Genomic DNA, 22,489 nt, shown 5'->3' with positions numbered 1-22,489 from the left:
CTGAACAGGCTGAATTCTCTTTCCGGAACGGTTATTCACCGTCCCGTCAGTTCTGCTGCCTCCGCGGGCATGCGTTGCTGTCTGTGTTGTCACGAAGGCACAGGCGGCAGATAGACACCGGCTTTGAACATCCGAATCCCGCCTGTTCCCGATCCGCTCTCCGGCGGAGGCAGAACACGGCGGGATTTCTTTATGCTCAGACTGAAAGAAGAGGTGATTTTATGATCGATGACATGGAAAGCGTAACGGCAAAGCTTTGTTCCTTTGCCCGCGCTTACCATTCCAATCACGAGAAGAACAAAATCTTTGATGATTATCTTGCCTACGACCTTATGGGCAAGGAAGAATACGATGAGATCGGACAGCTGATCGAACATGAATATGACAAAAGCCTGTTTGACCTGGCTTATAACTTCAGCGGAAAAAGAATCCGCGACAAGCTGAACCGGTACATTTCTCCTATTCCGCTCTCCCGGGCTGCCTTTGCGGAACGGGAACTGACCCGGTTCACCTGGCAGCGTGGAGAATGCCAGTACGTAATCTGCGGAGCCGGTATGGATACCTTCGCGTTCCGGAATGATAATCCCAACATCCAGGTCTTTGAAATCGACCATCCCGATACCCAGCGTTACAAGCTGGAAAAGATCCGGGCGCTGGAGTGGAATATCCCGGCCAATGTACACTATGTCGCCGTGGATTTTGCAAAGGATGATATGGCAGTGGAGCTGAAGAAAGCAGGATACAACCCGGCCGCACCGTCTTTCTTTGCGATATTAGGAGTCACCTATTATCTGACATTGCCGGTCTTTGAGGAAACCCTGGAGCGCATCGGTGCCATCTCTTCCTTTGGGAGCAAGCTGGTTTTTGATTTTCCGGATGACACCACCTTCACGCCGGATACGGCGGAACGCGTACACCGCCTGTCGGAAATCACCAGTTCCCTCGGTGAGGAAATGCAGCACGGATACGCGCTGTCGGAGGTTTCGGAAGCACTGGAGCGGCACGGTTTCCTGCTGGATGAGCACAACTCGCCAGAAAAGATCCAGAAGCGGTTCTTCGACGGCCGGACCGACGGCCAGCAGGCTTACGAAAATATCCACTTTATCCTGGCAAAAAAGGGAGACCGCTTCAACGACAGCTACTATCTGTATATCTGACACTCCCTCATCGGTGAAAAAGAACGATTACACAAAGGAGAGACAATCATGGACAGGATCGCCAGTTTCTCGGTCGATCATGACCGGCTGGAAAAAGGAATGTATATATCCCGTGTGGACGGCGACGTGGTCACCTACGACATCCGGATGAAAAAACCCAATGGCGGCGATTATCTCGGTTATGCAGAACTGCACACCTTTGAACATTTGTTTGCCACTTACGCGCGGAACAGCATATACCGGGACAGCGTGGTTTATGTCGGTCCCATGGGCTGCCGCACAGGTTTTTACCTGTTGCTTCGGGATACGGTCAGCGGCGGAGAAGCCATCGATCTCGTCAGGCAGTCATTCAGCTTTATCTCAGCATTTGAGGGTGAAATCCCCGGCGCCAAACGCCAGGAATGCGGAAACTGGCAGGAACACGATCTCGCCGGAGCCCGACGGACAGCGTCAGATATGCTTACGGTCCTGGAAAACTGGAATACAGAAAAACTCGCGTACTGAATCATACGATGCAAGGAGGAACAGATTATGGCTAATTACAAAAAAACAGGCACCGCGCTGATCCACGGCGGTATTTATGGAGACAAAGTAACGGGTGCAGTCAACACTCCTATTTATCAGACGTCCACCTATGAACAGCATGGTCTGGGTGAAAACACCGGCTGGGAATATTCCCGCACAGGCAATCCTACCCGTGCAGCGCTGGAAGCGCTGATCGCGGAACTGGAAGGCGGTACAGCAGGTTTCGCCTTCGGCTCCGGCATGGCGGCAATCACCGCCGTCCTGACGCTGTTCAAAACCGGCGATAAAGTCATTATTTCATCCAACGTTTACGGCGGAACCTTCCGTGTGCTGGACAAAGTATTTAAAAACTTTGATCTCAGTTATGAGATTGTCGATACCTCAGACCTGGCGCTGCTGGAAAGAAGCATCACACCGGATGTAAAAGCGATTCTTGTGGAAAGCCCGGCGAATCCGCTCCTGACCATCACCGACCTGGCTGCCGTTGCAAAGATCGCCAAAAATAACGGTATCCTGTCTATCGTGGACAACACCTTCATGACGCCCTATCTCCAGCGTCCTATTGAGCTGGGTGTGGATATTGTGATTCACAGCGCTACAAAGTACCTCGGCGGACACAGTGATCTCGTAGCCGGTCTGGTGGTGGTAAATGATACTGTCCTTGCCGAGCGGCTGGCGTTTATCCAGAATGCCACAGGTGGTGTACTCGGGCCCTTCGATTCCTTCCTGCTCATCCGCGGCATCAAGACGCTGGGCGTCCGGCTGGACCGCCACGTGGAGAATGCGGAAAAGGCAGCTGCCTTCCTGAAAAATCACAAAGCAGTCAAAAAAGTATATTACCCGGGACTGCCCGACGCGCAGGGTTACGAGATCAACAAACGGCAGGCTAAAAACGGCGGTGCAATGATCTCCTTTGAACTGGACGAACGTCACAACATCCGCAGGTTCTTCAAGGCCCTGAAGCTGATTGCTCTGGCTGAAAGCCTTGGTGGTGTGGAAAGCCTTGTCTGCCATCCCGCCAGCATGACCCACGCTTCCATTCCGAAGGACGTACGGGATAAAGTCGGCATCACAGACGGACTGATCCGCCTGTCAATCGGTATTGAAGACATTGAGGATCTGCTCGCAGATCTTGAACAGGCCATTGCGGAAAGCGAGGAATAATAAAATGAGCTATTATGAGTCAACCCAGGATCTCATCGGAAATACGCCGATCGTAAAGCTTTCCCACCTGAATCTGCCGGAAGGCGTCAATCTGTTTGCAAAGCTGGAGCTGTATAATCCGGGCGGCAGTGTAAAGGACCGGATCGGCAGGTCCATGATCGAGGATGCGGAACAAAAAGGCCTGCTGAAGCCTGGCGGAACCATTGTGGAAGGCACCGCAGGCAACACCGGTCTCGGAATCGCTTTTGCCGCACTGAACCGGGGATACCGGGTCATCTTTGTAGTACCGACAAAATTCTCCGTGGAAAAACAAACGCTCATGCGTGCGCTGGGAGCGGATATCATCAACACGCCCCGGGAAGAAGGTATGCTCGGTGCAGAAGCTAAAGCAGAGGAGCTGCGTGCATCCATTCCCGGCGCCGTAACCCTGCGGCAGTTCAAAAACATGGCCAATCCGAAAGCGCATTATGAAACAACCGGCCCGGAAATCTGGCGTGACCTGGATGGAAAGATTGATTACCTGGTTGCCGGTGCCGGCAGCGGCGGCACATATTCCGGCGTCGTACGGTATCTGAAAGAGCAGAATCCCGCAATCAAAGGTGTCCTGGCCGATCCGGTAGGTTCCACCATGGGCGGCGGTGAGCATGCCGATTACAACATCGAAGGGATCGGCAATGACTTCGTCGCCGATACAATGGACATGTCACTGGTGGATAAGGTCATCAAAGTTGATGATAACGATGCCTTTACCGGAGCCCGGGAGCTGGCGAAAAAAGAAGGGATCTTCGGCGGATCCTCTTCCGGTGCGGCGCTGAGCGCGGCAAAGAAGCTCATTGATTCAGGTGCACGCGGCAATATCGTGGTTATCCTGCCTGACCGGGGTGACCGTTATTTCAGCAAAAACCTGTACGAATGAAATCAGGCGCGCCTGATAATTCAGACGCGCCGTTTTTCTCTTCAATCTACAGATCAGATAACATAGTCGTTCGCATACCGTTCACGCTGCTGATCCAGAATGTCCTGCAGCGTGATGCTGTCCAGATACTCATTAATCACCCTGGAAAGGCCCTGCCAGACCGGAAGCATCACACACTCTGCACTGCGTTCGCATTCAACGGGATCCTGTTCCGCACAGTCCACAGGAGCCAGGGAGCCTTCGGTGCAGCGCAGGATATCTCCGACAGTATATTTATCGGGAGACTTCGCCAGCATATAGCCGCCCTGAGAGCCTCGGTTGGCCCTGAGAACATCGGTCTTGTTAAAGATCGGAATAATCTGCTCCAGGTACTTCTTGGAGATATCCTGGCGCTTGGCAATCTCATTCAGCGAAATATAACCTGCCTGTTGATGCTCTGCAAGGTCAAGCAGAAACCGAAGCGCATAACGGCCTTTTGTTGAAATCTTCATCGTCATTACCTCACAATCTTATAACCCCATATTACCATGGATTTTGTAGGAATTCAATAGAAGAAGTAAAAGCAAGGAGAAACAGATGACAATACAGCAATTGAAATATGTGATCGCCATCACAGAAGCCGGTTCTTACAACAAAGCCGCGGATATGCTGTACCTTTCCCAACCCACGCTGACCAATTCAGTCCGTGAGCTGGAAAAAGAGCTGGGCATCACCATCTTCAACCGCGGTGGACGAGGCGTTTCGCTGACCAATGACGGCGTGGAGTTTGTCCATTACGCGAAACAGGTGGCGCTTCAGTATGAACGGTTGCTGGAAAAATACGGCAAGGACGGAAAGCTGAAAAAGAAGTTCGGCATCTCCTCACAGCACTATTCCTTTGCGGTTAAAAGTTTTGTGGAAATGGTGAAGGAATATGACACAGAGGAATATGAGTTCGCAATCCGGGAAACCAAAACTGGCGAGGTCATCGATAACGTCGCTTCCGGAAGAAGTGAAATCGGCATTCTCTATCTGAGCGATTTCAATCGCAAGGCTATAGGCAAAATCCTTCGGGCCAACAGTCTGGAGTTTCATCATTTGATCGACTGCAGCGCTTATGTCTACCTGTGGAAAGGGCATCCTCTTGCGGGCCGGAAATCCATCCGTTTTGAAGATCTTGCGGATTATCCGTGCCTGTCCTTTGAACAGGGTACCAATGGTTCTTTCTACTATGCCGAGGAAATCCTGAGTACAAATGAATACCCCAGGACCATCAAGGCAAATGATCGGGCTACAATGCTGAATCTCATGGTGGGATTAAACGGCTATACGCTCTGTTCAGGAATCATCTGCGAAGAATTGAACGGTTCAGATCATATTGCCATCCCCTTTGAAGCCGGGGGAGACCCGGCTGGCAGCAAAATGGAGATCGGTTATATTGTTAAGGAAAACATGATCCAGAGCCGGATGGGGAAACTGTATATTGATAAGCTTCGCAGCTATCTGGAGCAAAGAACGGTTTTCGAATAGGGGCTGATAAAAGATATAGCCAAAACTTATTACCTATTATTCCGATATGATATTAGACAAACGCAAAAACACCATGTACAATACGGTCATACTTTTGAAGGGAGGTTACGGGACATGACGACGAAGCAGACTTTTACGCGAATGGAGATGTGTATCTGTACGATGCGGCTCAGCGGTTCCCGGATCGGCCGATGTTGTATGTCCCGAATGTGACGGGTCATCTGCGGTATCAGAGAAGCGGAACGCTGGAAGTATGAATAAGACTTCCATTTTTTATACTCATTTTACAGTCGGGAGGACAAGCGTTTGATCCAGTATCTTAGTTTAATTCTCAGTTTCATCTTCCTCTTTCTTGCAGGAAACGGCAAACCTGTGGAAAGCAGCCTCGGACATGACGGCCAGGAAGTAAAAGAATGCTGTCAGCAGGAGACCGCGGAGGAATCCACTCCTGACTGCTGCAGGCAGGAATCCCAGGAAGAGAAAGACTGCTGCAAACAGGAAAAGCAGGAAGAAAAAGACTGCTGCAAGCAGGAAACAGGAGAGGAAAACACTCCAGATTGCTGCAAGCAGGAATCCACTGAAGTAACGCTTCCGGATAATATTCCCGATTGTTGCGGAAACTGAAAAACGATCGTAAATCGGTCAGACTGATAACAGATTGAAAGGATGATTAACATGAAAAAGATTATTGCAATCGCAGCGCTTCTTGCGCTGGTGCTTTCACTGGCTGTTCCTGCCGGTGCGGAAACCCCCGCTGTTGAAAAAGCCGACTTCGGACTTGGCTATCTGAATTCCACAGCTCATCTGCTCGGATTCATCGCCAGGGAAGAAGGTTACTTCGAGGAAGAAGGCCTGAACGTAACCCTGACCCAGTTCTCCAGCGCGTCTGAACTTGCGACCGGCCTGATCTCCGGCAAACTGGATGTGGCGTTTATCGGTTCCGTTCCGATCCTCTCTTTCCAGAGTCAGGGTCAGGATCTCACCATCTTCGGTGGGGCAATGACCAACGGTCACGGATATGTGATCAAGCCGGAATACACCGAAGGCCTGACTGAATGGGATGTTTCCATCCTGAAGGACAGGAATGTGGCCTCTGTCAAGAACAGTGTACAGGACGCTGAACTGCAGATCCTCCTGAGAAACGCGGGTATTGAAATCGGCGAAGCCGAAGGCCAGGTTCACATCATCTACTTCGACAGCCAGAAGGACGCATTCAATGCCCTGCAGAACGGTTCCATCGACGCGGCGTCCGTCTATTCCCCCTATGCCTCACTGGCAAAGGGACTGGGATACGAAATTGTCTACCGCTGCTCTGAGGAGGAGGCGCTGAAGAATCAGCCCTGCTGCCGTCAGGTCGCGCCGAGCGCCGCGCTTACGGAATATCCCAATGCGTACAATGCGTTTGAGCGTGCCCTGATCAAAGCCTACAAGTTCTCCCAGGAGCATCAGGACGAATCCATCCGGGACATCAAACAGTACATTGATATTGACGAAGACTATATCAGGACCGAGGTTTACGGCGGATACGGTACTTCCGTTCCCGATCCGGACAAGCAGGGAACGGTCGCTTTAAAGGCTTCCATCGTCGAACTGGGTTACATTCAGGATTACGATATAGACCCCCTCTACAACACTGCGGTCTATGACAAGGCGCTCGCCAGCCTCCTGGCTGAGTCCCCTGATGATCCTGTTTACCAGTCTCTGAAGGAGCACTTTGACCAGTACGAGTAATCCGTTCATCAAACAGGACGGAAGAAACGCTCTTCCGTCCCGTTTTTCTGAAACACACGTCCGCGGACGAGGAACTGTGAGGTGAAACATATGAGTAAGATCGAGATCAACCATTTGTCGGTGGACTACACAGAAAAGAATCATCATTTCACGGCACTGAATGACGTGACCTTTTCTGTGGAAAACGGCGAATTCGTCAGTGTGATCGGATCCAGCGGCTGCGGAAAGAGTACGCTGCTCAGCATTCTGGAAGGAATCAAGCATCCTTCAGAAGGTTCCATCCTGATCGACGGGGAGCCGATCAAAGGCACAGGAAACGACCGCGGTGTGGTTTTCCAGAACTATTCCCTTTTTCCCTGGATGACAGCGAGAAAGAATGTGGCCTTCGGCGTTAAGCAAGCCAGGCCGAAGCTGTCAAAGGCGGAGCGGTTCAGGGTGGCGGATGAGTTTCTGGACCGGGTCGGTCTGGATGCATTCAAAGGCAAGTACCCATCCCAGTTATCAGGCGGTATGCAGCAGCGCGTGGCCATTGCCCGTGCCCTGGCCATGGATACCGATATCCTGCTGATGGACGAACCCTTCGGTGCAATTGATGCGAAGAACCGTACGATCCTGCAGGAGCTTCTGCTGAAACTGTGGGAAGGCGATGGAAAAACCGCGAAAAAAACTGTTTTGTTTGTCACCCATGACATTGATGAGGCCATTCTGCTGTCAGACCGGATTGTAATGATGTCCGCAAGCCCGGGTCGTGTATATAAGGAGATCATCGTCCCCTTCTCCCGTCCCCGGAACCGTGCCGAACTGGTACAGACGCCGGAATACAGTGCCTTCCGTAACAGGCTGCTTTCCCTCTTCTACGGTGATATCGGGGACAAGATCGGCGGAGATGAGGTGGTTCTGTAATGACCTTCAGAAATCGATTCCTCAGGGCCACAAATCTTCTGTTTCTGATCCTGGCTGCCGTGCAGTTCCTGCCGGACAGAACCGTCAAACCGGCTGAATGCCTCAATGTATTGTGGTTTGCAATAGGGCTTGAAATCCTGGCGCTCGTTGTCTCCGCACTGATCAAAAAGCCGGAAGGCCTGGCACTGTTTCTGGATATCGTCGGGTTTGTGTATGTATTCCTGATTTTATGGACGCTGGCTTCCGCAAAGCTGATGTGGCTGAAAGAAACGCTTTTCCCGCCGCCCGGTCGGGTCTTCGCCCAGTTTATCACTGACTTCCCGAAGATCATGGTGAACATACAGAGTTCGCTTTCCATCATCCTGCAGGGATATCTGCTCGCTGCGCTTTTCTCCATTCCGCTGGGATTGCTCCTCGGCTGGAAAGCGCGTGTGGGAAACGCCGCAACTTATATTTCCAAGTTCCTCAGCGCGATTCCCCCGATTGTGTATATCCCCTACGGCATTGCTCTCCTGCCGACATTCCGTTCCGTATCGGTCATGGTTATCTTCCTTGCCACCTTCTGGCCGGTGCTGGCCAGTACTATGAGTGGTGTACTGAATGTGGAGCAGAAGATCATCGATTCAGCCCGGGTGCTGAATGTGAATCCGTTCACAATGCTGTTCTCCGTAATTCTTCCTGCCTCTCTCCCGCAGATTTTTATCGGCTGCAATCAGGGACTCACAGTATCCTTCATCCTGCTCACTTCGGCTGAGATGATCGGTGCGCGGGACGGTCTTGGCTACTACGTGAAGAATTACTCGGACTTCGGTGATTACACAAGAACCATCCTCGGTATCATCGTTATCGGTGTGGTGGTTGTCGCAATTTCATTCCTTTTCAATAAGCTGCAGCAGTACCTGCTTCGGTGGAAGAAATAAGTGGAGGACATATGACAGAGATATTATGGCACGGAAGAGGAGGCCAGGGTGCTTTCACTGCTGCCAGGCTGCTGGGCGCGGCCTACGTAGCGGAAAGCGACGGCTTTTACGCGCTGGCGTTTCCCTCCTTCGGTCCTGAACGGCGGGGTGCTCCGATCCGGGCCTTCACCAAACTCAGTGATACCCCTGTCGGGGACCGGAGTCAGGTTGTGAAGGCGGATTACAGCATCTACCTGGATGATACGCTGTTCACGGATGCGGCGTTTGAAGAATTGAAGGATCAGGGAAAAATCATCCTGAACACCCGGAGAAAAGTGGATGATGCGCGGGTGATTACCTTGGACGGAACCGCGATCGCACAGGATATCCTCCATATGCCGATTACCAATACCATTATGCTCGGCGCTTTCGCCGCGGTTTCGGGAATCGTCGGTTCCGGTGCGGTAGAGCAGGCCATCCGGGAGAATATGCCGGAAAAACTGCAGGCCCGGAATATTGCCGCGGTCAAGGCAGCAATAAAGGAGGTGGCCGGATGAAGCCGTATCTGAGGGATCACGTCCCGCAGACGTTTTCAGAAATACCCGATACGACGTCTTACGAAGCCGGTTACCTGGTGTCAAAAAATGCCGGATGGAGAAGCGTGCGTCCGGTCATCGACACCGCCAAATGTGTAGGCTGCCTGCAGTGCTATCTTCACTGTCCTGACGGCGTAATCTTCAGGAAAAACGGCAAGGTAGCCATCGACTATGATTTCTGCAAAGGCTGCGGCATCTGCCTGAAAGAGTGCCGGCCGGGTGCAATCAGGATGGAGGCGGAAAAATAATGGCAAAAAAGTTTCTGTCCGGTAACGAAGCCTTTGCGGAAGGTGTCCGGCTTGCCAGACCCCAGGTCATTTCCGCCTACCCCATCACACCGCAGACAATTGTCGTGGAGAAGCTTTCGGAAATGGTGGAGGACGGAAGCCTGAAGTCGGAATTCATTCATGTGGAATCCGAGCATTCAGCTCTTTCCTGTGCAATGGGCGCCTCCGCCGTGGGAGCAAGGGCGTTTACAGCCACTTCCTCACAGGGACTGCTGTACATGGCGGAATGCCTGACATATGCGTCCGGCGGTCGTTTCCCGATTCTGATGATGAATGCCAACCGGTCCACAGCCCTTCCGTGGAATATCTACGGAGACCAGCGGGATTCAATCTCACTCCTGGACAGCGGATGGATTCAGGCATATGCGGAAAATGCGCAGGAAGCACTGGACCTGGCTCTGCTTGGCTATTACATAGCAGAGAAAAAGGAAATCTCCACACCGTATATGGCCAATCTTGATGGCTTTGTCCTGACACACACCTATGAAGTTGTGGATGTCCCCGCAAAGGAACAGGCGGATGAATTCCTGCCGCCCTTTGAGACAGAGAACCGTCTGGATCTGGAGCATCCCCGTAATCTGGGATTCTCGGCAGGCCCTGACTATAACACCCAGTTCAAGATGAAGGAGCATGCCGGGCTGCTGAAGGTGCGGGATGCTGTTACCGAGGCAGAAGACCGTTTCGCGAAAATCTTCGGCAGGCAGTATACAGGCCTGACGGAAAACTATCGGACAGAGGATGCGGATTATGTACTGGTGACTCTCGGCAGCATTTCAGGCCTGGTAAAGGAAACTGTTGATGCACTGAGAAATGCCGGTCAGAAAGTTGGCTTGCTGCGGCTCCGGTATCTCCGTCCCTTCCCGAATCAGGAAATAGCCGCTGCCGTGAAAAATGCAAAAGCACTGGCAGTGCTTGAAAAAGATATTTCTTTCGGAAATGAAGGTACGGTTTATACCAACGTCGTTTCTGCGCTGCACAAAGCAGGAATCGCCATTCCCACAGCCAATTACGTGGGCGGCCTTGGCGGAAAGAATATTTCCGCAGCGGATATCCGGCAGATCTTTGAGGATCTGTCAAATGGACAGCAGGGGCTGTATTTTGTCGGAACCGGAGGTGAAACAGGTTGAGTCTGAACGTAAGAACATTGAATGAAGAGGAATTCTTCTATGGACACAAAGCCTGTGCCGGCTGCGGCGGAAGTTTAGCGGTTCGTATAGCGCTTAAGGTTCTGGGTGAACGATCCATCGCTGTTTTACCTGCCGGATGTATGTCGGCTGTAGGGTTCAACTTCCCGCAGCTGTGTTTCGGAAATAACGCTATCATTTCCACCTTCGCCGGTACAGCGTCCATGCTGACCGGTATTGAAGCGGGTCTCCGGGCAAAAGGAGAAACCGGATATCACGCGGTCGGATTCGCAGGCGACGGTGGAACGGCCGATATCGGTATCCAGGCACTGTCCGGAGCAATCGACAGGAATGACGATATCCTGTACATCTGCTACGACAACGAAGCCTACATGAACACCGGCATCCAGAAAAGTTCGCTTACTCCTTTCGGAGCCCGGACAACCACTACGCCGGCTGGAAAGAACATCCGCGGCAATCTCCGTCCGAAAAAAAATATGTTTGAAATCGTTGCGGCACACGGAATACCATACGCGGCAACAGCAAGCATCGGATACCTGAACGACTTTATCGCGAAGGTGGAGAAAGCCTCAAAGATCCACGGAACAAAATATATCCACATTATTGCTCCGTGTCCTACCGGATGGGGAATTGCGACGGATGAAACCGTGGAAGTTGCCCGTCAGGTTGTGGACTGCGGCCTGTGGTACCTGGCCGAGTATGAGAACGGCGAATTTACCCTGACACATCAGCCGAAACAGTTGTCCGATCCCGCGGATTATCTGAAAAGGCAGGCACGATTCAGGCACCTGACGGAAGAGGATATTGAACTGATCCGTCAGTCAAGGGACCTGAAGTGGGAATCAATCAGAAAAACCTATAAAAACATACAGGAGGAAAAAAGACCATGAGCAGAGATGTAAATAACAAGTATTGGGATAAGGAACTGGAAACCATGCCCCGTGAGGAGCTTGAAAAGAAGCAGCTGGAGGATCTGAAGGAGATCGTGCAGTTCGCCTATGATCATGCTCCCTATTACAAAAGATCCTTTGATGCAGCAGGAGTGAAGCCCTCCGACATCAAAACCTTAAAGGACATTCAGAAGTTCCCCTTCATCGACAAACGGACCCAGCGCGATACGCAGGGCGTCGGCTCTTTCCTCGGTGAACTGTGTGCCGTGCCAGAAGAGGATGTCGTCTTTATCTCCACTTCTTCCGGTTCTACCGGTGTTCCGACCATGAGTCCCTTCACGAAAAAGGACTTCGATGAATTCCAGGAAACGGAAAGCCGCTGGTTCTGGCAGGTGGGTATGCGTCCGAGCGACCGTTATGTCCACGCGCTGAATTTCTCCCTGTATGTCGGCGGCCCGGACGTCATCGGTGCCCAGAACCTCGGCGCACTGTGCATCTGGGGCGGTACGCTGCCCAGCGAACGCCTGCTCTACGTGCTGAAAACTTATCAGCCAACCGTCATCTGGACCAGCCCTTCCTATGCCTGGCAGCTGGGTGAAAAAGCACTTAAGAGCGGCATTGATCCCAAGAAGGATCTGAACATCAAGAAGATCATTGTTGCTGGCGAACTGGGCGGTTCCATTGAGGCAACACGTCACGCCATTGAGGAACTCTGGGGCGCTGAGGTTTATGACTTCTATGGCCTTTCTGACATCTTCGGTGCCTGCGCGGCAATGTGCGAAGCCAAGAACGGCCTACACATTGCCGAGAACCACATCCTTGTGGAGACGGTTGATATCCATACCGGTGAAGTACTGGAACCCGGTCAGGTTGGCGAACTTGTTTTCACCACGCTGCGCAAGCACGCCCGTCCCCTGATTCGTTTCCGCACCGGCGATATCGGCTGGATCGATACCACTCCCTGCTCCTGCGGCAGAACCCATGGGCGGATCCATATCAATGGCCGCAAGGATGACATGTTCATCGTTTCTGCTGTGAACGTATTCCCGAGCGATATTGAAGCAGTGATCCGCGACCTGCACGGTATCACCGGTGAATACCTGATCCGTGTGTTTGAGAAAGATTTCACCTGCAAATATTCCGTGGAAATTGAAAAGAACTCCGACAACCCCGCGTCTGACGACGCTGTCGCGGCTGAAGTATCCGCCGCACTGAAGGCTCGTATCGGTGTGAAGCCTGCCCAGGTTGTTGTCCATCCGGACGGCGGCCTGAACACACGCAGCGAGCACAAATCCAAGCGTATCATTGACGAACGCAATCTGAGCTATGATATCTGATCAGGAGGAATAACCATTATGCCGCAGCTGTCAAAAAGAACGGAAACCTTTACAGATTCAGTCATCCGCCGTATGACGCGGGTATCCCTGAAATACGGTGCTGTGAACCTGTCCCAGGGTTTTCCGGATTTTGAACCGCCCAAAGAAATCCTGGATCGTCTGGCGGAAGTTTCCCGTGAGGATTTCCATCAGTATTCCATCACGTGGGGAGCCCAGAATTTCCGGGAAGCGCTGGCGGAAAAGCAGTCAAGGCTGATGGGCAGGAAGATCGATCCGAATAGTGAAATTGTTGTCACCTGCGGCAGCACAGAGGCTATGATGGCAGCTATGATGACCGTAGCCAATCCGGGAGATAAAGTAATCGTCTTCTCTCCGTTTTATGAAAATTACGGTGCAGACGCAATCCTCTCCGGTGCCGAGCCGATCTATGTGCCATTATACCCTCCGGAATTTGGCTTCAAAGCAGATGAATTGGAAGCTGCCTTCCGCCAGAAGCCGAAGGCCCTGATCCTCTGCAATCCATCCAATCCCTGCGGCAAGGTATTTACCTATGAGGAACTGAAACTGATAGCGGACCTGGCGGCAAAATACGATACCTTTGTCATTACGGACGAAGTGTATGAGCATATCGTTTATGCTCCCAACAGGCATATCTATTTTGCCTCCCTGCCGGGCATGTGGGAACGGACAATATCCTGTTCCTCCCTTTCCAAGACCTATTCGATTACCGGATGGCGTCTGGGATATATCATTGCCCCGACGGAAATCATCGACGTAGCCAGGAAAGTCCATGACTTCCTGACTGTCGGTGCGGCGGCACCGCTGCAGGAAGCGGCTGTGACCGGCCTGCGTTTCGGGGACGAATACTATGCCGATCTGGCCGCAAAGTATACAGCTAAACGAAATCTGTTCCTCAAGGGACTGGATGATCTGCGGATAGCGCATACCGTTCCGCAGGGTGCCTATTACATCCTGCTGGACATCTCCGAATTCGGCTTTGAAAGTGATCTGGAATTCTGTGAAGTGCTGGCAAGAGATGTTGGTGTCGGCGCCGTTCCCGGATCCAGTTTCTTCCGTGAACCAGTAAATCACCTGATCCGCCTGCATTTTGCAAAGCGCGATGAAACGCTGTATGATGCGTTGAACCGGCTGGAAGATCTGCGAAAGAAGATTCCCGTAAGGGGATAACACAAAAGCACGCTGCCTGCAGCGTGCTTTTTCTGTCATGTCTTTAGGGATACTGGCAGTATAGATGATGAAAACCTTTTCACCTAAAGAAAACAATGCGTATTATTGAGAAGCGGGGCTTCACATGGTAAAATTCGTGTTATCAATGCTGGTAAAATATTGAATGCATGAATCCCGCCTTTGGGAGCATGCACAATTGATTGGGAGGTATCATTTATGTTTGGACGCAGACCGGATGGAAGACGCCTGAAGAAACAGGACCCTATTGTGCAGATGACCCCTTACCTGATGCCGATGCGCTGTGACGCGCAGGTGTTTCTGGAGCACAAGGCCGACTTTGAAAAACTGAGCCGGTACATTGTGGAAAAAGCCCGTGAGGGGCAGAAGATCACCTTCATGCAGATCCTGGTGGCTGCCTATGTCCGGGCAATCAGCAAGAATCCGGAAGTCAACCGTTTTATTTTCAATAAACAGTATTATATCCGGAATAACTGTTCCGTGTCCTACACCGTGCTGTTAAATCCCCAGGATCATAACAGCAACGAGACCACTGTGCGCATCCTCTTTGACCTGACAGACACCATCTTTGACGTCCGTGACCGGATGAATGCCGCTGTGGAACAGAGCCGCACCACGGAAGAAGGCGATTTCGTCATCAGGCTGGCCAGTGCGCTCCTGTCCATTCCCGGCCTGGCCACAACGGTTGTCGGCCTTGTGAAACTGCTGGACAAATACGGAATCGCTCCGCCCGTGCTGATTCGGGAACTGCCCTTCTACAGCGGTATGTTTATCACCAATAATGGTTCTATCGGCTTGCATCACCCCCTGCATCACATTTATAATTTCGGTGACGTGAGCCTGTTCATCGGCATGGGCAGCGTCCAGAAGGAAGCCTTTGTCGAACCGGATGGAAAGACCAGGATGCGCCGCTGGCTGCCGCTGGGTATCACCGCGGATGAGCGGGTCTGCTCCGGTGCACATTACGCTGCCTTCTTCTCCGAAGTGATCCGCCTGCTGGACAATCCGGAAGAACTGGAAACTCCGCCGGAGGAAGTCCGTTTCGAACAGGGTGTGGAATATCACGTGCCGAAGATTTCAGAACAGAAATGAGACATTGATTGTGAATGAAAACCGACAGGACAGGAAAAAGAAGCATATCTGGACAGCCCTGTTTGTCCTGATCAATATAGCGGTCATCGCCGCAACAGCCGTCAACGAATTTTCCGGAACCACTCCCGGCACATTTCAGTTTGGCTTTACTAAGCGCGCCCTTTTCTTCCTGGGCTGCACGGGGCTTTGCCTGGTTGTGCTGCTGTTTGCGGAAACCCTGAAGTACCTCCTGATGATGAAATCCCTCGGGGAACCTGTTTCTTTCAGGACCGCATTTGAAACAGCCGCCCTCGGGAAATACTATGACTGCATCACCCCTTCCGGTGCCGGTGGCCAGCCCTTCCAGATCCTCTGGCTCCACAGGCACGGATACTCGGACGGCGCTTCCTCCGCGATGACAATCAGCGCGTATATCACCATGCAGGCTGGTTTCATCCTGCTGGCACTGGGTGTCTTCATCACTCACCGTTCGGTGGAGCTGGATGCCATCCGCTATACGGCCTATTTCGGCCTGCTGCTCTTTTCGCTCATTCCCTGCCTGCTTGCTTCCTTTTCCTTCATGCCGAAGACGGTAAAGAAGATCATCACCGCGGCCATCCGCCTGTGCGGCCGGCTGCGTCTGGTCAAAAAACCTGAAGAATCCACGGAACAGGTGCTGGGCATGCTGGACAGCTATCACTCCAGCTTCTCGGTTATTGCGAAGAACAAAGCCATGCTGTGCCTCCTGCTGTTCCTGTCCCTGGTCTACCGGATTGCCCTCTGCAGCATGCCCTACTTTGTGCTGAAGATGTTCGGCGCCCCGGTCAGCTTCCTGCATATCTTCGCCAGCACCATCTATATTTATGCTACAATCTGCCTGGTTCCGACTCCTGGCAACGCCGGTGCGGCCGAAGGCGCGTTTTACCTCGTCTTTTCCGCCATGCGGTCTGACGGTGTGTTCTGGGCCATGCTGATCTGGCGGATCTTCTGCTATTATTCCTTTATTGTCATCGGTGCCGGCATTTACGGTATCAACGCGATCCGCGGAAGGCGTAACCGGGGAGGGAAACAGGATGAATGATCTTCAGGCGCTGCGCCCGGTGGAGTTTATTGATAACTATTTCCCGGTGATCGACGGTGTGACGGAAACCGTCCATGAATATGCCCGGCACATGGAGAATGCCACCGTGGTCTGCCCGGCAATGGAAAGCCATTACCTGGAAAAGCACACTTTCCCTTATCCGCTGCTCACGTCCATGACCTTCCGGGTTCCCTTTTCCCGCTATGCCAGTGCGGTTCCGAAGATGGACCGGGAGCTGGAGGCGGGAATTGCGAAGGCAAATCCGGATATCTTCCATATCCATAGTCCTTCCCTGCTTGGCAAGTATGCGGTTTCCCTGGGAAAGAAAATGAAGATTCCCGTTGTGGCAACCTTCCATTCCAAGTATTATGACGCGATCCTTGAATTCACAAAGAGCCGGGCCATCGCGAAAATGGTCACGAACCAGATCGTGAAGGTTTTTGAAAGCTGTGACGAGGTCTGGGCCTGTTCGGAAGAGACCGGTGAAACGCTCCGCTCCTATGGCTACAGCAAACCGTATCATGTTATGCCCAACGGAACGGACGTTTCTGTTCCGGAAAACGCGCAGGAGCTGAAAGAAAAAGCCGCTTCCCTCTTTCAGCTTCCGCAGGACAAACACGTCCTGCTGTTTGTCGGCCAGCAGATCTGGTATAAAAACCAGCGTCTGATTCTGGATACTTTCCGGCTCCTCTGTGATCAGAGCAACGACTGGTTCCTGGTCATGGTCGGTACCGGAAAGGATGAACAGGATATTGAACGCTACGCGACGTCCCTGAACCTGACGGATCATATCCGTTTCACCGGCCAGGTGAAGGACCGGGATCTGCTCAGGGGCATCTACCTGAACGCGGATCTGCTGTTCTTCCCCTCCGTGTTCGACAACGCGCCCCTCGTTCTGCGGGAAGCTGCGGTCCTGGCTATTCCAACGCTGGCGACCGAAGGTTCCAATGCTGCCGGGGCGATCCGGAAGAATTTCAGCGGCTTCACTGCCGCCGCCGATCCGCAGGCCATGCACGACGAGCTGGTCCGGATCTTTACCGAAGAGGACGTTAAAAAGATCGGTCAGAATGCCCGGGAAACCATTCCACTTTCCTGGGAAAAGCTCATCCCGATGGTGCTCGACCGGTATCAGACGGTCATCGACCGGTATGAAAGGACAAGGTGAGGATCATGACAGAAGAAACCAGGGCCCCGGAACAGGAAAAGCAGCCAAAGGACCGGAGTGAACTGATCCGCACAATCAAATTTGTGTTGTTTTCCATCTCTGCCGGTGTCATTGAGATCGGCGTATTCACCGTTCTTTATGAGCTGCTGCACTGGGAATACTGGGTAGCCTATCTCATCGCGCTTGTTCTCTCCGTGGTCTGGAACTTTACCCTGAACCGGGAGTTCACTTTCCGTTCCGCCAACAACGTTCCCATCGCCATGCTGAAGGTCGCGGCCTATTACGCGGTCTTTACCCCCGTGACCACGATCCTGGGCAACTACCTCGAAGGCACCTGCGGCTGGAACGGTATGCTCGTCACGATCATGAACATGCTGCTCAACTTCGTCACGGAATACCTGTATGACCGGTTTGTTGTCTTCGGAAAGTCCATCGATACAAACAGCCGTGCGCAGGCGCAGGTTCAAACAAAGCCGGAAGGAAATGAATGATCATGCCCTCACAGTCCCCCCTGCTGTATCGCCTGATTCACCGGGTGATATGGCTGTTATCCCCCAAATACAAGCTTTACGGCACGGAAAACCTTCCGCCTGAGCCCTGTATAATCGTCGGCAACCACTGCCAGATGTACGGTCCCATCGCTGCCGAGCTTCATCTGACCCGGCCGCATTATATTTGGTGCATCGGGGAAATGATGAACCGGAAGGAAGTTCCGGCATACGCTTTCCAGGATTTCTGGTCCATGAAGCCCCGCCGGTGGCATTGGTTCTACCGCCTGCTCAGCCACCTGATTGCGCCGCTTGCGGATTATATTTTCAACCATGCCCATACGATTCCGGTATATCATGACACCCGGGTTATGACCACCTTCCGTCAGTCGGTGGACCGCCTCAAGGAAGGCGCGGATGTTGTCATTTTCCCGGAGAAGAGTGACCCCTATAACGGAATCCTCTGGCAGTTCCAGGAACACTTCGCGGATCTGGCTAAGCTGTATAACCGCCGGACCGGAACAGCCGTCTGTTTTGTGCCGATGTATACCGCGCCCAGGCTCAGCAGTATCCACTTTGGCAAACCGGTCCGGTATAATCCGGAGGCTGATGCTGCGGAAGAAAGAGCAAGAATATGCCATGCTATGCTGACGGCCATTTCTGATCTGGCGTCCGCGCTACCGCAGCATACGATCGTTCCCTATCCCAACATTCCGAAAAAGCAGTATCCCCTGAATACTGACCGAACCTGCTGAAACAAAAACCAGCCGGATCCGTGCAATCGGACCCGGCTGGTTTTTTATTCACTTCTGGGGAAAGACCGGCTGACCGTTGACCGCAATGTCACCGTCAATCGGAATCAGCAGATAGCTGCGGCCGTCAATCACCCGCGTCTCAAGCAGATCCGCCTGTTTGGGATCCACCTTGATGGATACACTGGGCAGGTCCACCTTAAACTGTTTGGGCGTTATAACGTTCACCGCGGGAAGCGCAGCGCCGGTTCCGAAAGTCTTGTCAAAGCCGTCCTGGAACGCTTCAACCCGTTCCGGGGAGACGCCTCCGTCGGTAAGCACCTTGGCCACATCCTGCTTGGAGAGCATCAGCGGCTCGGCGTCCTTGTCCTGCTCTTCAATCAGGGTGGAAACCACTTCATGCATCTCCTGGACCACGTCCAGGGAGCACTCCGTCCCCAGCGTCTGCGCCAGGAGAGACTGGAAGTTCTCCGTCTGCTCTGCGGCAGGCATCACTGCATCTGCATTGAAGGAAGCTTTCAGGAATGCCTCATGGGCCTCGTTGCAGTCCTTGCTGAAGAAAAGCATGGTATTCACGTCCGCGGATCCCCCTTCGTACAGCGGGAAGAGGAATCCCATCACCGGCGTGCTGGCCAGCCACTCCGGTGCCCGCTCATGGAACATTCCGTCCGAGGGAACATACCGCAGCGCCGGTTTATCCCGCTTTACAGGACAGACCGCGCAGAGGCAGTAGCTGAAAGAACGGTCGGAGTTCTCATAATCAATCTCATCGTTCACGTCCCGTTTCCGGACGTCAAGGTCGTCGTGAAGCATCAGGATCAGCCAGTTTTCTGCATTCTGCGCGTCTTCCACAGACTGCATGTCAGGATGTTCCGCCCGGATGCCCGCGATCATTTTGGTGAAGAGCTCCTGCATCACGGCCTCATCCTTCATGCCGGTGTCCCGGACCTTCATCAGGAGGCTGATGCTTTCAGACGGCATGGCAATCGGATTCAGTGCCTGTCCAAGCTGACCGGAAAGCACCTTCTTGAAGATGGACATGAATTTGATATTTTCATTCTCATACAGGGTTGCCACAGGCACCGCAAAACTCGTGATCGGGTTTCCGATATAGTCAACATAGCAGCCACAGATCAGGGAAGGGTGGCGTTTGTCGGGATTCAGCCTTCTTTTGATTTCAGCCAGGTCTCTTTGGTTCATATTTCAGGTCGATCCTTTCGCTCAACGTAAAGTGGTTTGTCTGCGCGCCTGACACCTCCTGTTTTTACCGGGAGTCACCGCAGGCACTTATCCGCAAAACGTATCAATTATAAAACCGGTTGCCCGGAAAGGGCAACCGGTTTCCTGAAATATCAGTTCATCAGTATTGCTTAAACGCAGCTGCCAATGTTTCAGAGTACTTTGTTCAGGAAATCCCTGGTACGGGGATTTTGCGGATCACGGAAGATCTGATCCGGAGTTCCTTCCTCCAGGATCTGTCCGTCTGCCATAAACAGCACACGATGGGCCACTTCCCGGGCAAATCCCATCTCATGAGTCACCACTACCATTGTCATCCCGTCCCGGGCCAGTTCCTTCATGACGTCCAGCACCTCGCCCACCATTTCGGGATCCAGTGCGGAAGTCGGCTCATCAAAGAGCATAATATCCGGCTTCATGCAAAGAGACCGGGCAATTGCAACCCGCTGCTTCTGGCCGCCGGAAAGTTCTCGTGGATAAGCATTGGCTTTCTCTTCCAGACCGACTCTTTTCAGCATAGCCATTGCTCTTTCTTTGGCTTCTGTTTTACTGCATTTCTTCAGGTCGACAGGAGCCAGTATCAGATTGCGAAGAACCGGCATGTTATTGAACAGGTTGAAATGTTGAAAGACCATACCGACCCGCTCACGCAGACGATTGATGTCTGTCTTCGGATCGGTCAGTTCCTGCCCGTCGATTATGATCCGGCCGGATGTAGTTTCCTCCAGTCTGTTCAGGCACCGGAGAAAGGTGGATTTCCCGCTGCCGGATGGGCCGATGACAACCACGACTTCCCCTTCATGAATGTCTGTAGTGACTCCCTGGAGAACATGCAGGCTGCCGAAGTCCTTTATCAGGTTTTTCACCTGAATCTTTATCTTATCTGGATTCATACTTCAGTCTCCTCTCCAGTACTTTGGCCAGCCATTGCAGCAACAGGATTACAATCAGATACATGATGGCAACGATCCCCCATGTCTGGAAAGACAGGAAAGTTTCAGCCACCACATTTTTCGCTGTATTCACCAGTTCAGGGAAACCGATGACTGAAAGGATGGATGTATCCTTCAGCGTAATGATAAACTGATTGATAATACTGGGAATCATAGTTCGGATTGCCTGAGGCAGCACCACCCGCTGCATGGCACGCCAGTAAGGCAGGCCCACAGAACGTGCCGCTTCCATCTGGCCAACATCCACAGACTGAATACCGGCCCGGATGATCTCTGCCATATAGGCGCCGCAGTTCAGCGCCAGGCAGATGGAGCCTGCCTGCAGGGCGGTCAGGGTCACCCTGTTCTCCACATGCAGAACGTTGTTGAAGAGGAATGGAACGCCAAAAAAGATAAAGTAGGCCAGTACAATCATCGGAACGCCACGGATCAGGTTAACAAACACCAGGGCAAACCCGCGGCAGACCTTATTCTTCACCACACTCATAATACCAACAATCAGGCCTATGATGCAGGCAAAGAAAAGGCCGTACAGTGCAAGCAGCAGTGTCTGTCCCATGGCAGTGACAAGCACCCGGCCATATCGGCTGAAAAGATCAATCAAGGAGAAACAGGCTCCTTTCGTAAGAGGTTGCATAAGGATGAACCGAAAAGGAGGAAGACCCTCCCTGAGGGTTCTTCCTCTTTACCGGTTTTGAAGCAGGATAACATCAGTTGCCCAGGTACTTGGCCAGAATCTCATCATACTTTCCGTTTGCCTTGATGTTGGCCAGACCGGCATTGAACTTGTCGACCAGTTCCGCTTTTTCCGGATCAAAGACGGCCATACCATAGTCCGCGCCTTCGCTTTCCGTTCCGGGAACCAGTTGCAGCGGTACGCCGTTGGACTTGATGTAATCAGCCATGATGGGCGTATCATCAAAGCAGGCAGCGCACTGACCGCTGATGACAGCCTGATAAATATCCGGGGAGCTTTCAAAGGTCATTACGGTAAAGCCGTAGGTTTCAGCCAGGCTGTCTGCATAGCTCTTGCTTTCAGTACCGGTTTTCACAGCAACGCTCTGGCCTTTCAGGCCGTCAAATCCTGTAATATCCGATCCCGAGGCCACAGCCATGCTCTGGTTTGCGTTATAGTATCCGTCAGAGAAAATCCAGCCTTCCGCCTTCCGCTTCTCAGTGATGGATGCACCGGCAATAAGGGCATCCTTCTGGCCGGCCTGGCAGGCAGCAATGGAGGCATCCCATCCCAGGGGCTCAATGGTATATGTGAAGCCCTGGTCTTCCGCGATAGCAGCCAGGATCTCAACATCTATACCGACCAGGGTACCTGTCTCATCAGTGTACTCGAAAGGCCTGAAAGCGGTGTCTGTTCCGAAGGAATAATCCTCTGCGAGTGCGGCCGCAGCGCCGGAGAGCATCATAATGGTTAACAATACAGCAAGCATTTTTTTCATGGTTCAGATCTCCTTTTCCAT

At 52.5% G+C, this 22,489-nt stretch carries 25 protein-coding genes; 20 read left to right on the top strand and 5 right to left on the bottom strand.

The window, feature by feature from the left end; translation table 11 throughout:
• The first annotated feature begins 221 nt into the window (after positions 1 to 221).
• Genes JYE49_RS00900 through JYE49_RS00885 form a run of 4 tightly spaced genes read left to right on the top strand, consistent with a single transcriptional unit; the run spans position 222 to position 3,762 of the window.
• A complete protein-coding gene (locus tag JYE49_RS00900; protein WP_093956625.1) occupies positions 222 to 1,157 on the top strand; it encodes a class I SAM-dependent methyltransferase in 936 nt (311 codons plus the stop codon).
• Positions 1,158 to 1,205: 48 nt separating this feature from the next.
• Positions 1,206 to 1,661, top strand: a complete 456-nt coding sequence (locus JYE49_RS00895; protein ID WP_093956626.1) for an S-ribosylhomocysteine lyase — start codon at positions 1,206 to 1,208, stop codon at positions 1,659 to 1,661.
• A gap of 27 nt (positions 1,662 to 1,688) precedes the next feature.
• Positions 1,689 to 2,846: a trans-sulfuration enzyme family protein gene (locus JYE49_RS00890; protein WP_304583294.1), complete on the top strand. Its 1,158-nt coding sequence runs from the start codon at positions 1,689 to 1,691 to the stop codon at positions 2,844 to 2,846.
• A 4-nt stretch (positions 2,847 to 2,850) separates the two neighbouring features.
• Positions 2,851 to 3,762: a PLP-dependent cysteine synthase family protein gene (locus JYE49_RS00885; RefSeq protein ID WP_093956628.1), complete on the top strand. Its 912-nt coding sequence runs from the start codon at positions 2,851 to 2,853 to the stop codon at positions 3,760 to 3,762.
• A 53-nt stretch (positions 3,763 to 3,815) separates the two neighbouring features.
• Here JYE49_RS00885 and JYE49_RS00880 read toward each other — a convergent pair whose 3' ends face one another.
• A complete protein-coding gene (locus tag JYE49_RS00880) occupies positions 3,816 to 4,253 on the bottom strand; it encodes an RrF2 family transcriptional regulator (protein ID WP_093956629.1) in 438 nt (145 codons plus the stop codon).
• 85 nt (positions 4,254 to 4,338) lie between these two features.
• Between JYE49_RS00880 and JYE49_RS00875 the strand changes: the two genes are divergently transcribed.
• From JYE49_RS00875 to JYE49_RS00800, 16 genes are all read left to right on the top strand, one after another.
• Positions 4,339 to 5,271 carry a LysR family transcriptional regulator gene (locus JYE49_RS00875; RefSeq protein WP_093956630.1) on the top strand — a complete coding sequence of 311 codons (933 nt, stop codon included), beginning with the start codon at positions 4,339 to 4,341 and terminating at the stop codon, positions 5,269 to 5,271.
• A gap of 306 nt (positions 5,272 to 5,577) precedes the next feature.
• Positions 5,578 to 5,895 carry a hypothetical protein gene (locus JYE49_RS00870; protein ID WP_093956631.1) on the top strand — a complete coding sequence of 106 codons (318 nt, stop codon included), beginning with the start codon at positions 5,578 to 5,580 and terminating at the stop codon, positions 5,893 to 5,895.
• 51 nt (positions 5,896 to 5,946) lie between these two features.
• The gene (locus JYE49_RS00865; RefSeq protein ID WP_179217263.1) at positions 5,947 to 7,002 is read left to right on the top strand and encodes an ABC transporter substrate-binding protein; all 1,056 of its coding nucleotides are present in this window, start codon (positions 5,947 to 5,949) and stop codon (positions 7,000 to 7,002) included.
• 90 nt (positions 7,003 to 7,092) lie between these two features.
• Positions 7,093 to 7,905 carry an ABC transporter ATP-binding protein gene (locus JYE49_RS00860; RefSeq protein WP_093956633.1) on the top strand — a complete coding sequence of 271 codons (813 nt, stop codon included), beginning with the start codon at positions 7,093 to 7,095 and terminating at the stop codon, positions 7,903 to 7,905.
• A complete protein-coding gene (locus JYE49_RS00855; RefSeq protein WP_093956634.1) occupies positions 7,905 to 8,825 on the top strand; it encodes an ABC transporter permease in 921 nt (306 codons plus the stop codon). Before JYE49_RS00860 ends, JYE49_RS00855 begins: the two co-directional genes overlap by 1 nt.
• An 11-nt stretch (positions 8,826 to 8,836) precedes the next feature.
• Positions 8,837 to 9,361, top strand: a complete 525-nt coding sequence (locus JYE49_RS00850; RefSeq protein WP_093956635.1) for a 2-oxoacid:acceptor oxidoreductase family protein — start codon at positions 8,837 to 8,839, stop codon at positions 9,359 to 9,361.
• Positions 9,358 to 9,648, top strand: a complete 291-nt coding sequence (locus tag JYE49_RS00845) for a 4Fe-4S binding protein (RefSeq protein WP_093956636.1) — start codon at positions 9,358 to 9,360, stop codon at positions 9,646 to 9,648. Before JYE49_RS00850 ends, JYE49_RS00845 begins: the two co-directional genes overlap by 4 nt.
• On the top strand, positions 9,648 to 10,814 hold the full coding sequence (locus JYE49_RS00840; RefSeq protein ID WP_093956637.1) for a transketolase C-terminal domain-containing protein: 1,167 nt from the start codon (positions 9,648 to 9,650) through the stop codon (positions 10,812 to 10,814). Before JYE49_RS00845 ends, JYE49_RS00840 begins: the two co-directional genes overlap by 1 nt.
• Positions 10,811 to 11,722: a thiamine pyrophosphate-dependent enzyme gene (locus JYE49_RS00835; RefSeq protein ID WP_093956638.1), complete on the top strand. Its 912-nt coding sequence runs from the start codon at positions 10,811 to 10,813 to the stop codon at positions 11,720 to 11,722. Before JYE49_RS00840 ends, JYE49_RS00835 begins: the two co-directional genes overlap by 4 nt.
• Positions 11,719 to 13,059 carry a phenylacetate--CoA ligase family protein gene (locus JYE49_RS00830; protein WP_093956639.1) on the top strand — a complete coding sequence of 447 codons (1,341 nt, stop codon included), beginning with the start codon at positions 11,719 to 11,721 and terminating at the stop codon, positions 13,057 to 13,059. The genes JYE49_RS00835 and JYE49_RS00830 overlap by 4 nt, the downstream gene beginning before the upstream one ends.
• Before the next feature lie 18 nt (positions 13,060 to 13,077).
• Complete coding sequence (locus tag JYE49_RS00825) at positions 13,078 to 14,247, top strand: pyridoxal phosphate-dependent aminotransferase (protein ID WP_093956640.1); 1,170 nt, start codon at positions 13,078 to 13,080, stop codon at positions 14,245 to 14,247.
• A gap of 216 nt (positions 14,248 to 14,463) precedes the next feature.
• Positions 14,464 to 15,357 carry a 2-oxo acid dehydrogenase subunit E2 gene (locus JYE49_RS00820; RefSeq protein ID WP_093956641.1) on the top strand — a complete coding sequence of 298 codons (894 nt, stop codon included), beginning with the start codon at positions 14,464 to 14,466 and terminating at the stop codon, positions 15,355 to 15,357.
• Between the two features lie 10 nt (positions 15,358 to 15,367).
• Positions 15,368 to 16,417, top strand: a complete 1,050-nt coding sequence (locus tag JYE49_RS00815) for a lysylphosphatidylglycerol synthase transmembrane domain-containing protein (RefSeq protein WP_179217264.1) — start codon at positions 15,368 to 15,370, stop codon at positions 16,415 to 16,417.
• The gene (locus tag JYE49_RS00810) at positions 16,410 to 17,582 is read left to right on the top strand and encodes a glycosyltransferase (RefSeq protein ID WP_093956643.1); all 1,173 of its coding nucleotides are present in this window, start codon (positions 16,410 to 16,412) and stop codon (positions 17,580 to 17,582) included. Before JYE49_RS00815 ends, JYE49_RS00810 begins: the two co-directional genes overlap by 8 nt.
• A gap of 5 nt (positions 17,583 to 17,587) precedes the next feature.
• Positions 17,588 to 18,073 (top strand): GtrA family protein, encoded by a 486-nt coding sequence (locus JYE49_RS00805; RefSeq protein ID WP_093956911.1) that lies wholly within the window; start codon positions 17,588 to 17,590, stop codon positions 18,071 to 18,073.
• 2 nt (positions 18,074 to 18,075) lie between these two features.
• A complete protein-coding gene (locus JYE49_RS00800; RefSeq protein WP_143754470.1) occupies positions 18,076 to 18,825 on the top strand; it encodes a lysophospholipid acyltransferase family protein in 750 nt (249 codons plus the stop codon).
• Positions 18,826 to 18,873: 48 nt separating this feature from the next.
• On the opposite strand, the gene JYE49_RS00795 is transcribed toward JYE49_RS00800, so the two are convergent.
• From JYE49_RS00795 to JYE49_RS00780, 4 genes are all read right to left on the bottom strand, one after another.
• Positions 18,874 to 20,022: a DUF4317 domain-containing protein gene (locus tag JYE49_RS00795; protein ID WP_093956645.1), complete on the bottom strand. Its 1,149-nt coding sequence runs from the start codon at positions 20,020 to 20,022 to the stop codon at positions 18,874 to 18,876.
• A gap of 191 nt (positions 20,023 to 20,213) precedes the next feature.
• A complete protein-coding gene (locus tag JYE49_RS00790; RefSeq protein WP_093956646.1) occupies positions 20,214 to 20,954 on the bottom strand; it encodes an amino acid ABC transporter ATP-binding protein in 741 nt (246 codons plus the stop codon).
• The gene (locus JYE49_RS00785) at positions 20,941 to 21,618 is read right to left on the bottom strand and encodes an amino acid ABC transporter permease (protein ID WP_093956647.1); all 678 of its coding nucleotides are present in this window, start codon (positions 21,616 to 21,618) and stop codon (positions 20,941 to 20,943) included. The genes JYE49_RS00790 and JYE49_RS00785 overlap by 14 nt, the downstream gene beginning before the upstream one ends.
• Before the next feature lie 106 nt (positions 21,619 to 21,724).
• Positions 21,725 to 22,468, bottom strand: coding sequence for a transporter substrate-binding domain-containing protein (locus JYE49_RS00780; protein ID WP_093956648.1), 744 nt, complete (start codon positions 22,466 to 22,468; stop codon positions 21,725 to 21,727).
• Between the last annotated feature and the right edge of the window lie 21 nt (positions 22,469 to 22,489).

It is taken from the genome of Aristaeella hokkaidonensis, from assembly GCF_018128945.1.
Classification (GTDB): Bacteria; Bacillota; Clostridia; order Christensenellales; family Aristaeellaceae; genus Aristaeella; species Aristaeella hokkaidonensis.
This window is presented reverse-complemented; position numbering and strand designations above follow the sequence as displayed.